Annotated in this window: 11 protein-coding genes and 2 pseudogenes; all 13 read right to left on the bottom strand. The window is 45.8% G+C overall.

Going from position 1 to position 12286, the window contains the following annotated elements:
- Position 1: 1 nt before the first annotated feature.
- Positions 2-274 (bottom strand): annotated as a pseudogene (locus L1D23_RS08575) (S-type Pyocin domain-containing protein); the annotation flags it as partial.
- Positions 275-672: 398 nt separating this feature from the next.
- Positions 673-915, bottom strand: a pseudogene (locus L1D23_RS08570) (inovirus-type Gp2 protein); the annotation flags it as partial.
- Positions 916-1102: 187 nt separating this feature from the next.
- Positions 1103-1543 (bottom strand): polymer-forming cytoskeletal protein, encoded by a 441-nt coding sequence (locus tag L1D23_RS08565; RefSeq protein WP_239865563.1) that lies wholly within the window; start codon positions 1541-1543, stop codon positions 1103-1105.
- On the bottom strand, positions 1429-2397 hold the full coding sequence (locus L1D23_RS08560; protein WP_239865560.1) for a M23 family metallopeptidase: 969 nt from the start codon (positions 2395-2397) through the stop codon (positions 1429-1431). The genes L1D23_RS08565 and L1D23_RS08560 overlap by 115 nt, the downstream gene beginning before the upstream one ends.
- Positions 2398-2576: 179 nt before the next feature.
- The gene (locus tag L1D23_RS08555; protein WP_239865559.1) at positions 2577-3947 is read right to left on the bottom strand and encodes a hypothetical protein; all 1371 of its coding nucleotides are present in this window, start codon (positions 3945-3947) and stop codon (positions 2577-2579) included.
- 77 nt (positions 3948-4024) lie between these two features.
- Positions 4025-4465, bottom strand: coding sequence for a flagellar export protein FliJ (locus L1D23_RS08550; protein ID WP_239865557.1), 441 nt, complete (start codon positions 4463-4465; stop codon positions 4025-4027).
- Between the two features lie 10 nt (positions 4466-4475).
- Positions 4476-5822 carry a FliI/YscN family ATPase gene (locus L1D23_RS08545; RefSeq protein WP_239865549.1) on the bottom strand — a complete coding sequence of 449 codons (1347 nt, stop codon included), beginning with the start codon at positions 5820-5822 and terminating at the stop codon, positions 4476-4478.
- Complete coding sequence (fliH, locus tag L1D23_RS08540; protein WP_239865547.1) at positions 5815-6564, bottom strand: flagellar assembly protein FliH; 750 nt, start codon at positions 6562-6564, stop codon at positions 5815-5817. Before fliH ends, L1D23_RS08545 begins: the two co-directional genes overlap by 8 nt.
- Positions 6565-6567: 3 nt before the next feature.
- Positions 6568-7587, bottom strand: a complete 1020-nt coding sequence (locus L1D23_RS08535; protein ID WP_239838157.1) for a flagellar motor switch protein FliG — start codon at positions 7585-7587, stop codon at positions 6568-6570.
- Positions 7550-9298 (bottom strand): flagellar basal-body MS-ring/collar protein FliF, encoded by a 1749-nt coding sequence (gene fliF / locus L1D23_RS08530; RefSeq protein ID WP_239865545.1) that lies wholly within the window; start codon positions 9296-9298, stop codon positions 7550-7552. Before fliF ends, L1D23_RS08535 begins: the two co-directional genes overlap by 38 nt.
- A gap of 3 nt (positions 9299-9301) precedes the next feature.
- Positions 9302-9658 (bottom strand): flagellar hook-basal body complex protein FliE, encoded by a 357-nt coding sequence (gene fliE, locus L1D23_RS08525; RefSeq protein WP_239838155.1) that lies wholly within the window; start codon positions 9656-9658, stop codon positions 9302-9304.
- A 12-nt stretch (positions 9659-9670) separates the two neighbouring features.
- Entirely contained in the window at positions 9671-11002 is a 1332-nt protein-coding gene (locus L1D23_RS08520) for a sigma-54 dependent transcriptional regulator (RefSeq protein ID WP_239865543.1), read from the bottom strand.
- A gap of 2 nt (positions 11003-11004) precedes the next feature.
- Positions 11005-11913 (bottom strand): OmpA family protein, encoded by a 909-nt coding sequence (locus tag L1D23_RS08515; protein WP_239865541.1) that lies wholly within the window; start codon positions 11911-11913, stop codon positions 11005-11007.
- Positions 11914-12286: the final 373 nt, after the last annotated feature.

Raw genomic sequence — 12286 nt, 5'->3', positions numbered from 1 at the left:
CCGCTCCACGAGATATTTTCGCTCTAGAGAGAAAGGCGTTTTTTGCCTCTGGCGATAAGGCCTCTTGCCCTTCAGTAGACAAGCTCCACGATTTACTCATTCCATCACGGAGCATCACTGGCTTAGATGGAGTGTCCGTCAACAGAGCCAACTCACCACTTTTGAGTTTGTCCATAAAGCGAGAGAAACTCATCCCATGGGGGATTGCAGAACTCAGCGCCCTTTCCGTTAACCTTTCTATATCCCCTTCGACTTGACCGAACTCATGCGTCATCAGCTCCGTTAGCCGTACTACTCTGTAACTCACTGTTAATTCTACTACCACTTTTTTAATGAGGCCTATTCTACTCAATCCATAGAGGGAGCAGGGCTGATAACTTCTATTTGTTCCCAGCAATGCGCTAGAGTGTGACCGTTGTTCCTTCAGCTCCTCACGTTAGTAATTCACTCATCAATAGCATTTATCTCTTTCGTGCATCGATACTCAAATAGGTAACTTTGTAGCTGCACTCGTTGCGTCCCAGCCTCACACGCAGCATCATGGAATCACACCTAAGTGTTATTATTATCAGTGACTTCGAGTGATTAACAGACACGCCCAACTCAGAATTAGAATAAGCTGGCCAATATACTAATGGCTCCTTTCTGTACAAAGTTGGGTGTGTCAAGTAATACCAATGAGCGCGCTTTGCCGCTATAGTGCTCCTCTATCGCTTCTTGCCAAGCCTCTTTGAGGTGCTCAACCAATTCGTTGCGCTTGTCCCAGCATATGGTGAGGACAAAATGTTTGCTGTAGTCAGTAAACAACATCACGCGATAGTTGTGTGACGGCACCTTGTCCTCTCGCTTGCGCCATACATAGAACACTGAACCCGTATCGAGCTTTTCTTTAAGCAGCATAAAGTAATTGTTAATAAAGCTAGCAACTGACTTTAGGTGCACAGATAGGTCATTTGCCCTACACCTAAACTGTCTCAGCACAGGCTTAGACCAAGCAGGAAATAGTATCTATCTATTTGGGTTCGAGTCCCGCAGGGGGAGCCAAATTCAAGAAAAAGACGTCCTAGGACGTCTTTTTCGTTTTAAAGAGCCTAGTAACGACTCAAGCGCACTGCTCGACTTTACCTTGTTCTGTTTTCGCCTTTGGTTTTGATGTCTTTTTCGCAGTGTCTAGATTCACAACTTCTTCTGTGGAGACATTCTTTGAATTCCCAAGAAAGACACCGCCTTTCTGAATAGTGAACTCTGTGGCAGACACCTCCCCTTCAAGGTAACCGTGCTCAAGAATCTCCAAGCTTTTGGTGTACACCTTGCCAAGAAAGCGACCATTAACGATTAAACGCTCGGCTCGAATTGAACCATCCACTGAGCCCGTCGCACTGATAGTGACACTTCGATCGGTTTCAATACTGCCCTTTATTTGTCCATCTATCTGGATGTGACAAGTAAGCTTGAGTTGTCCTTCAATGTAGCCTCCTTCCGCGATGACAGTTTGAGAGCAGTGGCTATTTGATTCTCTATTCTGTTTACCAAGTAATCCCATTTTACGTCCTTATTCGATTCGAAAATCGAGTCAAAGTTGTTCATTTCCCATTTAGTGAAAGGCAAAGGATCCAGAGAGCGCCCCACCAAACGAACCTCATAATGAAGGTGATACCCAGTCGACAACCCAGAGTTACCTGACAAGCCAATCAAATCACCCTTTTTAACGTAATCTCCACGTTGTACCTTGAATGCACTCAAGTGAGAATAAGAAGAAGTAAAGCCAAATGAGTGCGCTAGTTTTAAGAAATTACCTGAGCCTTTATTACTCTTTCTCGCCACTTCAATAATGCCATCTGCAGGAGCATAAATTGGCGTACCTGCATTCACCGCATAGTCAATACCATGATGCATAGTCTTCATTTTGGTTACGGGATGTACCCGACGGCCATAATGGGAAGAAAGATAACCAGATTTCACAGGTCTACCATTGGGTATCAACTGCATCATTTGGTGACGAACAGCGGTACTAAGTGCGGCACTATCCACTCGATCTCTTAAATCTAAAGACTCGTTAGAAAGCGCCAACGCAGACTCAATATCACGCAGCTTGTCCGTCACATAAGCGAGATCATTCTTCTTCTTTGTCAGGTGGCTTTCTAAACCACTCTGAAATTCATGAGAACGTACCAACTCTTTCTCAAGAGAATAGGTCTTACTCAACAACTCACTTTTTTCTCGCTCAGAATCTGAGGCATCCCCCGCGAGCATAGACAAAAGCCCAAGCAGCGTGCAAAACACCACAACAATGAATAACAGAGAATACTTAATCCCGGTTATGGCGCGGAACGAAAGATTAAAAAAGCGCGTCCCATCAATGCCTGTGACCATAACGGTTAAGTGATTAGATTCCATATTTTCTCAATGACACAGTCTTACAATCATTCAAGTGCAAGGAATTCTATCAGGGCAGAACAACGTGAAAAGAGGCAGGTTTCCAATTCGGAAACCTTATCCCAGAGATAAAAATCGAATTTAATTGCAGGTCAAAACAGGTCGCTTTGCCTATTTTGGTACGAAAAACAGCGAGAAAATTACTCCGCAACTTTCTCGCGATGAAAACGCTTCATGTCACTGGCAAATTGTTTAAAGTCAATACGTTTAACCAACGCCGCACAAACTGGTGGCAGGGGGTCAAACATGAACACGCTGTCATTATGGATAAGATCATCGACAATGAGGGTCAAATTATCTTTGTTGGATAACCCAGTAGAAAGGTACAGTGCGTGGATTTTCGCCACACTACTCACTTTGTCCAGCTTGCGGGTAAAGCTATCCAATACAGACTCTGCACTTTGACGAGCCCCCGTAAGAAATTCAGCATGGAGTTGAATTAACGCCAAATGCTGGCTTTCGCTCTCTGTGAGCTTATAGCGAGAAATTTCTTTAACAACCTGGTCAAACTTCTTCCCATACAAACCGCTCCCTTCTTCACTTCGCATCCAAAGCATTAACAACGCAAACAGATAATTTAGTGTGTATTGGGCAACATCTCTGTTAATCAGCTTGGCCGTGTTAAGACCAGAGGAAAAATGCACCAAAGCATCATCATGTCGGCCGGCGGTAATACTCATCAGCGCCAACGATGTCTGCTGAGCCAAATTCAGACCCCAGCGTGAGCCTGACCGACTCAGCAAGCGATAAGCCTCCTGGATGTTGCCATTTTGCAACATCAGCAACGTTCCTATCTCATCAAATGGCTGACCGAGTTGAAACTTGGCTGAATTAAACTTGTTATACAGTTCTAGTGCGTCGTCTGACTGCGCATTTAACACCAGAGCATTGAGAAACAGGCTAATCTCTAGGGAATAATCTCGCTTACCGGCTTCTTTTATCAAGGCTCCGTATAACTCAGTTGCTTGCTTAAGCTCACGTTTCACCAGATGGTGATGAGCTCGATTGAGTTTGAAATCGTACTGATACTCAACGTAGTGCTGCTCAAAGAATTGGTAACGTTTTGCTATCTCGTCAGCACATTCAAGATCGTTACGCTGCAGCAGCGGCCATACTTTGTTCTTCTTCTCAAACACCTTGCGGATCAAAACGCTAATATCTCGCTGATTATCTTCTGGTTTAAGGTGAACATCACCCAAGTAGTAAGAACTGTCACGGAGACTGCTATCAGAACAATCCATAATGATTGTCGAACGCTCATCAATGGTATTCGCTTTCCTCAGCTCAAGAACCACATCCTGTGACTTTACGGTGTTTTTGCGAAAGCTTTGATCGCAAATCAGAATATCAAACCGACCATGGAACGTCCGATTGAGCGCTTCATGAGGAGAATTAAGATGGATTATCTTGTGTTGTTTGATTCCCAATGACAGCATAAGACTAGATATACTGATGTTTTTGTTGGGAAATTCTTTGATAATAAGGACATTTGCATCTCTTAACTTAAGCATACCAACCTTTCTCTCCTTCCTTAGGTTAATTAGGCTTGATGCCGTTTAAGGTGACGCAAAGCCTTGCGGGTGACGAATTATTGAGCTTTTTGCACGAATCGGCTATTGATAATCTCTTCTAACGCGAGCTCTTCCTTATATCGAATGTCAGAATTGTGCTCTTCCTTCCAACCTTTAAGGGTGTTTTCTAGACCTTTAACTCTAAAATGTTTAATTTCCAGCTGCTTTTGCAATGATGTGCACTGCGCTTGCATTAGCTCCTGCTCGTGCTCCTGATGGACAATCAACCTATGAAGCATCTGATCGACACGACTGCGATTGAGCAGTGCCTCTCGGTGCAAAGACGTTGCAGTACTCGATCGTGGCTGTGTCTGGCTTTTGAGGTCCACAAGCTGTTGTAAACGCAGCTGGGCTAGTGTGTGCTGTTGGCGCAGCGATTCCAACTGCGTTGACATCCTATCTCGATGTTTTCGCTGAATTTTCTGAAACTTCTCCACAGCACGCAATTTTGCTTCCATACGTTAATTCCTAGTTTGATTGAAACAGCTGTGCCAGCTCTGTCAGGCTTTGAGGAAAATCCACAGAACAGTCTGCCGCTTGCTGAAGGTACTCGGTCAATTGTGGATACAAAGCCACTGAGCGATCCAGTTCAGGATCTTGTCCTGGTTGGTAACCTCCAAGTGGCAATAAATCTTTAACCTGAAGGTAGTTCGAGTAGGCCCTGCGAAATTCATTAGCCACAGTCAAATGTGCAGGCTGCGCGCAAGCCGTCATACAACGGCTGATTGATGCATTAATATCAATCGCTGGATAGTGCCCTTGCTCTGCCAATTTACGAGATAAAACAACATGACCATCAAGAATGGCGCGAGCCGAGTCGACCACCGGATCTTGCTGATCATCACCTGCGGCAAGAATGGTATAGATGGCAGTCAGACTACCGTTTTGGTTTTCACTGTTCCCGGCACGCTCAAGTAACTGTGGCAAGACATTAAACACCGATGGTGGATAACCACGTGTGGCAGGTGGCTCCCCCAGAGAAAGCGCAATTTCCCGCTGAGCCATCGCGTAACGGGTTAAAGAATCCATCATTAGTAAAACATCTTTACCTTTATCACGAAAATACTCAGCCACTCGATGGCATAACAGTGTGGCTCTAAGACGCATTAAAGGTGATTCATCTGCCGGTGCTGCGATAATAACGGCTTTCTCACGCGCTTCGGGGGTGAGGTTCGATTCAATGAACTCACGCACTTCACGGCCCCGCTCACCAATAAGGCCCACCACAATGACATCGGCTTCTGTATTTTGAGTGATCATTCCCATCAAAACACTTTTTCCCACGCCACTACCAGCCATTAACCCAATACGCTGGCCTTTACCCACCGTAAGCAAGCCATTAATCGCTCGTACCCCAACATTGAGCGGTGAATCAACAGGCCTGCGCTTAAGTGGATTGATCGGCTTAGGTTCAAGAGATACCCGATCACCACCTTGTAATGTCGGGCCGTTATCAAGGGTTTCACCTAGACCATTGACGACTCGTCCCATCCAGTTGTCGCTGAGTTGAACCGTACTGTCCCCATCCAGCGGCACCACTTTCGCTCCCGCGAACAAACCACCGAGGCGGCGAATGGGCATCAGATAAGCGATGGTATGATCAAAGCCCACGACCTGCGCTTCAATCATGTCACCTTCTGCAGTTTCAACTAGGCAACGTTGCTCAAGCTTAAAACGGCACCCCACCGCTTGAAGCATGAGTCCGGTTACTTTCACTAGCCGCCCCGTGACCCTCGCCACAGGAATGGAATCCAGTGAAGCTATCGCTTCACTGGTTCGTTCAGAGAGGAGTTCAAAAGCAAGCGTATTACTCATTATCACCTTCTGCTGCTGGTGTCACTTCTTCAAGCAAATGCTCTTTAACGTTATCCATGCACGCTTGTAAGCGCGAGTCACAGCTGGCGTCCGCTTCAGCATCATCGGTCACCAAATGACACCCGCCAATCGGCAGTTCTGGATTGGCGACCAGCTTCCATTCTTTCGGCAATTCCGCATTGATTTGAGTGATGCGGTCAAGATCCTGTGGGTTAAGATGAACCGTCACCTTCTCTGTTTTTCCGGGCATTGCCTCAAGTGTTTCATCAACAAGCGCCAGAATTTGCTGTGGCATCAAAGTCAGCTCTGCTCGAATTACCTGTTGTGCGACTTTCTGTACCAGCTCGCAAATAATGTGACGTTGTTGTTGCTCGCGCTCAGACTGCCAACGTGACAGGGTTTGATAAAGCTCATTCACCGGTTTGGCTGCTTCAAGAAATGCCTGTTTGCCTGATTGTTCACCAGATACAAAGCCTTTCTGGAACCCTTCTTTCTGGCCTTCCAACAAGCCTTGCTGCTTCCCTTGGCTTAATCCTTGACGAAGACCTTCTTCATGCCCCTGTTCGAGACCAGTCTGGAAGCCTTCTTCAAGCTTTTGTTGAAGGTCTATCTGGGATTCCTGCCAGGAATCATCGATGGCAAATTCATCATCGCTTGCCATTGGCTGCGCCAGTGGCGGAAAACGATGAATACGATAACCTGATGCTGGGACTTGCAGTAAACTTGATTTCACTACTGACATGCCTTACTCCACTGTCGGTTCATCATAAAGCAAGAGTTCGATTTCGCCCGCCTCATCCAGTTCACGTACGATCTGCATGATTTCTTGCCTAGCTCGCTCAACTCGACTGAGTGGCACCGCGCCACGAATTTCCATGTCATCTTCGAGCGCTTTCACCATGCGCTGCGGCATTGCGCTCTTAATGGATTGCTGAAGAAGAATCTCTGCCCCTTTCAGGGCCAAGCCCCAAAGCTCAAGTGGGACTTGCTGAACCAATCGGTCCATGGTTTCTTCGCTCTGACGACCTAATACCATAAAGTCGAACATGTTCAGCTCAATTTCACTCACCACTTCTTCATCGTGCAACTTGAGCATTTCCATCAGTGAACCACGGTCACCTTCAAAGCGATTGATAATATCCGCCACTTGCTTGACCCCAGATAACGGAGCACTCTGACTAACCGATACCTGCTCAATGCAACGTTCAATCAGGTCGTTCAGATCGCTTGCAACCTGATGGTCGATATCCTGAAGCTGAGCAATCCGATACAGAAGTTCATCATGATGGTCTTCCGGCAGATACTTAAGCACAGCGGATGAGCTTTCTGGGGGCAGATAAGCCAGAAAAATCGCCTGCATCTGTGGGTGCTCATGGGAGATAAATCTTGCTAAGACCTCAGCTTCCACCCACTGCAAACGCTGCATATTATTGCGGACCTCATCACCATATAGGTTATTAAGAAGCCCCTTGGCTAAGTCATTGCCCAACGCTTTACGCAGTGTATTCGACAGGTATTCTTTCGATGCACCACGAATACCGCTATGTTGACGAAAATCTTCAAAGAAATGCTGGATAACGCCGTTGGCACTATCACTTTTTATCCCACTCAATTTCGCCATTGCTTTGGTCACACGCTGGGTTTCGTCCCGGGTAAAGTGTCGCAGCACTTTGGCTGCGGCATCTTCCCCCATGCCGAGAAGAACGAGAGCGGTTTGTTCTACATGACTAAGCGTTGCTTTTTGCTTTAACTCTGCTGTGTTCATTCACATTTACCCATTGTTTTAATACTTCGGCGACTCGTTCAGGTTCTTCGTTGGCAATTAACTGTAGATGTTTCAACTGAATCTCTAGTGGGGAACCCGCTGGCGGTAACATATCATTACCCACATCTAAGCCAGAGGAAGCGGCAATACCTTTTTCTGATAGCTTGCGATTCAGTGCCTCTTCACGTTCACGCTCTTCACGTGTTTGCAGATTGTCGAAGATAGGCTCTTCTTGTGGATCGGCAAATTCCAGCTCTTGAGAGCGTAGGTCCGCACCAGTCAAATGCATGATAAGTGGACGCAGCACGAAGAAAATCATCGCCATACCTAACATACCACCAATCACATAGCGCATTGGCTGCTGAATCGTTGGGTCTTGCCACCAAGGAATGGTCGGTGGCGCCTCAATCGCGAGTGGTGTAAAGCTAAAACTCATTAAGCTGAGGCTGTCGCCACGCTCAGCGGCAATACCCACGGCATCTGTGACCATAGTGGAAATCTGAGCTTTTTCGTCCGCAGTCCAAGCGGTACCATTCGGCGCCGCGGCCTCATTGAGCAAGACAGAAACACTAAGCTTTTCAATCTGGCCCTGCTGATAGTGTGTGCGTCGCACGCTACTTCCCACTGCATACTGACGATTGACTTCAGAGCGAGCATTGGTGTTTTGGCTATCTTGGGTCGGGACTTCACCGGTTACAGGGGGCTGATTACTCAATGTTCCCGGCACACCTAACGCAATCTGATCAACCGAATTGTTGGAGATGGTGTGCTCATTCCGGACGATCGGCGTGTTATCCAGGATTTCTTGAGTTTCTTCCACCTGGCTGAAGTCCAGATCCGCCGCCACTTGCACGCGAAAGTTACTCGGGCCAACAATCGGAGTTAGCATGTCGGACGCGCGCTGAATAATTTGTTTCTCAACGTTCTTCTGATACTCAAGATATTTGGCATTGACCTTACCGGCTTCCGCAGAGGCAACATCGGCACTGAGCAAGCGACCATATTGATCAATCACAGAGACTAGCTCAGGCTTCATTCCTGTCACACTGCCAACAACCAGATTAATGATCGCTTCGACCTGCTCCGGCTTCAAATCTTCACCCGGTTTAAGTTCAAGCATGACTGATGCTGAAGGCGCTTCGCTGTTTTGTCTCACAAAGAGCGTTTGTCTCGGTATGGCTAGGTGAACACGAGCATTGGAAACTGCATTGAGAGACATGATGGTACGTACCAATTCACCTTCCAAACCATGGCGATAGCGCGCAGTTTCCATAAACTGACTGGTGCCAAGCGAGCTGTCTTCTTTGAGTGAGTCCAAACCTGTTGGTAGCTTGGCTTTCACACCCTTTGCCGCCAACAACATTCTGATCTTAGCCACTTCACCTTCGGGCACTAATACTTGGCCATTTTGCTCTTGAAGTCGGTAATTGATACCTTCGGATTCAAGAACAGAGACAATTTCACCAGTATCAAATCTTTCTTGTTGACTGTACAACGGACGGTAGCTCTGCGTTGAACTCCAAAGGGCCACCACAATGATGGCCGCTACAATGGCAGCTAGCACAGCAGACAGAACCAGATTTCTCTGACTGTTTGACCACAACTGTTTTAATTTATGAGTAAAATCTTCCATTCCCCGAGTCGAGGAAGTTTGCGTACTGGCAGCGCTAAATGTTCCACCACCTGCAACTTGTGTTGTTAAGTCTGACATGGATTACACCGGCATCTTCATAATATCTTCAAACGAGGTCACGACCTTGTTACGTACCTGCATCAATGCATTGAACGACAGGCTGGCTTTCTGGCTAGCGATCATAGCTCCGACTAAATCATCACTTTTCCCTGTCTCTACTGCGGTCATTTTTTGACTGGCTGCCGACTGGTGTTGATTAACCGTATCAAGCACATTGGTCATTGCGGTGGAAAATGAGAGAGGCTGATTCACCTGCTGCACATCAAGTGGATTGGCAGAAACCGCGAACTCGGGTTGAATCTGAGTACGCATTGCATCCATTTTGGATAGCATTAGCTGTTCTGCGGTCATTGCACTGTTTATTGGTTGACTTGCCATAACTTATCCTCCTTAAGCAGCCGAGCCTAGAGCCGACTGTAGATCAATACCTTGTTCGCGCATTGCCGCTAGTTTGTAGCGCAAAGCGCGCGTTGTGACACCAAGTGCGTTTGCCGTCTTGGTTCGATTGCCGCCATACTGGCGAAGTTGTTCAAGAATGTACTGGTATTCAGCCTGTTTTTTAGCCTCAACATGCCCCATGCTCTGTGAAGGCGTGGCTGTTTCAACTGGGCTGATGAGCTCAACTGGTAGCATCAGATCATGCGCGGTAATGTAGTCACCGTGTCGCATAACCAAAGCACGCTGGATAACATTTTCCAGCTCTCGGATATTGCCAGGCCAGTGATACTGGCTAAGAGCCATCATGGCATCTTGGGAGAGATGACATTGGCTGCCATCCTGATATTTGTTAATAAAAAACTGACTGATAGGTAAAATGTCTTCACTGCGCTCTCGTAGAGGAGGCCAATGCAGGGGTAATACATCCAATCGATAGTAAAGATCTTCGCGGAACGTGCCATTTTTCACTTCTTCGCGCAGATCTTTGTTTGTCGCCGCAATCACTCGAATATCAAGTTGAATCGGCTTATGACTACCTACTCGCTCTACTTCGCGCTCTTGAAGTACACGCAGAAGCTTGGCCTGAACCGCAGGCGTCATCTCACCGATTTCATCCAGCAGTATGGTTCCATTATTCGCTTCTTCGAACTTGCCGCTTTGAGAATGAGTCGCCCCAGTGAAAGCCCCTTTGACATGACCAAACAACACAGCTTCAAGCATAGATTCGGGGATAGCGGCACAGTTTACAGCGATGAATGGGCCACTTGAGCGTGGAGAATGTTCGTGGACGTAACGCGCCAACACTTCTTTACCGGTGCCGGATTCTCCCGTCACCAAGACACTGGCATTCGTACACGCTGCACGGTGAGCGAGCTGAAGTACCTGTTTGCTCCGCCATGACTCGGCAACAATGTTGGCCATTGGTTTACCAATCACTTCAACGCGGCGTAAAAGGTTGACTAACTGACTATTTTCAAAAGGACGAAGCAGATAATCCGTCGCGCCAGCCTTCATGGTTTCAGCGGCTAAGATTCCCTGCTCTTGTTCAACAATTGCTATAGCCACTCCATTACTCGATGTCTTTTGATGACAACTGACGAATTCTCTGACACACATGTCAGGCAGGTTTGAACTCACCAAAGTAATGGGCATCGCGCCTTCAAGCAGCGCACTTCGCCCCGTCCGAGCGTGAGTCACTCGATAACCTGAATCCTCTAACACTCTAATGACTGGCTGAGCAAATTCATCCTTTGGCTCAACTAACAAGATATTTGTCTCTGTCATTTTTAAGCCTTTTCCATTTCGTTAATTTTTTTAATTTTTGTGGGTATTACTGCTTCATCATTGCGTACCAGTCTTAACGTCACACGACGATTCTTCGCTTGCCCTTCTGGTGTTGCATTACTGGCGATGGGGTACCGAGGACCATGAGACCGTACTTCTATTCTTGCGTCCTCTATACCGTATTTTTTAAGTGCCTTAGCCACCAACTCGGCTCGTTGCTTTGAGATGGTTAAATTAGCCACCTTGGAACCAATGTTGTCGGTATAACCATCAATGAGAATTTTACTGATATTGTTATCGGCTCGAAGATAGGTGTTTAGTGCATCAAGCGTATTCGTTTGTTGGGTGGTTAGTTGGCGTTGGCCAAACTCAAATGAGAGAGTGATATTTCGTGCTTGAGCATAGGACATACTTGGTAAGGAGGATTGGCAGCGACGAAATTGGGTGAGAGCAGTCTGAATTCGAATCGTCGGGAGAATATAGGCTCTATAATCGGAAGCGTTTCTTCCGCTAAAAGCAAACTTTATCCAATGTCCAGCTTCCATGTTATTCAACAATTCAGCCATATTATGCTTAAAAGTAGAATACTGATTATTAATAGTCGTATTCTGACTGATGAGTAGAAGTTCATTTTCATTACTCCATGGCGCTGGATAACTATATAACTTCCCACTATTCCAGTTTTTATTATTCTTCTCTACTTGTGCATGGAAATATATGTTTCCCACTTCTTCAGAGCGGAAATAAAACTTCCCATAGGAAGAGTCTTCATACTCCAAATTACACGCTAAGCTACTCCCTTTATAAACCCAATCTACTTCATCCATAGGAACTTCCACTTCAGTGTCAGCAAAAGAAGAACAATGAAAGAGTAAAGCTAATAAATATATTTTCTGAGCTTTAGTATTCATGATGTTATATGAGTGCCATTAAATAAAAAGAAGAATCATCTAATTAGAATTAAATAAGAGATATCATTGAATTCGTGAATTTATAATTGTCTATATTTCAACCACCACCCTCAGGCACTGGCACAATGTAATTAACATGTAACAAATCAATAAAATCATTAAAAACCAAAAAGATAAAACAGAACAACAAACTGATAACAACTAAAAATCATCATTCGTCATTTGTATACATCGAAAACTAACCTGTTTTATTTTTTATGAGAAGATATATATTACGACTTAAAATCAACATATGGAGTAAAGTCACAAATTTTATAAAACGGGGTTATTTATAACAAATTTTTCTATGTAGACTTGCGCCAATTGAGTTAGA

The sequence above is a fragment of the Vibrio sp. Isolate24 genome, assembly GCF_022398215.1.
GTDB classification, from domain to species: Bacteria; Pseudomonadota; Gammaproteobacteria; order Enterobacterales; family Vibrionaceae; genus Vibrio; species Vibrio coralliilyticus_A.
The sequence above is the reverse complement of the archived record's forward strand: the minus strand, read 5'-3'. Positions and strand labels throughout refer to the sequence as shown.

Bases quoted from the DNA above. Each gene is read 5' to 3' on its own strand.
- L1D23_RS08565 (WP_239865563.1), bottom strand. From the start codon at position 1,543: ATGGGATTACTTGGTAAACAGAATAGAGAATCAAATAGCCACTGCTCT.
- L1D23_RS08560 (WP_239865560.1), bottom strand. From the start codon at position 2,397: ATGGAATCTAATCACTTAACCGTTATGGTCACAGGCATTGATGGGACG.
- L1D23_RS08555 (WP_239865559.1), bottom strand. From the start codon at position 3,947: ATGCTTAAGTTAAGAGATGCAAATGTCCTTATTATCAAAGAATTTCCC.
- L1D23_RS08550 (WP_239865557.1), bottom strand. From the start codon at position 4,465: ATGGAAGCAAAATTGCGTGCTGTGGAGAAGTTTCAGAAAATTCAGCGA.
- L1D23_RS08545 (WP_239865549.1), bottom strand. From the start codon at position 5,822: ATGAGTAATACGCTTGCTTTTGAACTCCTCTCTGAACGAACCAGTGAA.
- fliH (WP_239865547.1), bottom strand. From the start codon at position 6,564: ATGTCAGTAGTGAAATCAAGTTTACTGCAAGTCCCAGCATCAGGTTAT.
- L1D23_RS08535 (WP_239838157.1), bottom strand. From the start codon at position 7,587: ATGAACACAGCAGAGTTAAAGCAAAAAGCAACGCTTAGTCATGTAGAA.
- fliF (WP_239865545.1), bottom strand. From the start codon at position 9,298: ATGTCAGACTTAACAACACAAGTTGCAGGTGGTGGAACATTTAGCGCT.
- fliE (WP_239838155.1), bottom strand. From the start codon at position 9,658: ATGGCAAGTCAACCAATAAACAGTGCAATGACCGCAGAACAGCTAATG.
- L1D23_RS08520 (WP_239865543.1), bottom strand. From the start codon at position 11,002: ATGACAGAGACAAATATCTTGTTAGTTGAGCCAAAGGATGAATTTGCT.
- L1D23_RS08515 (WP_239865541.1), bottom strand. From the start codon at position 11,913: ATGAATACTAAAGCTCAGAAAATATATTTATTAGCTTTACTCTTTCAT.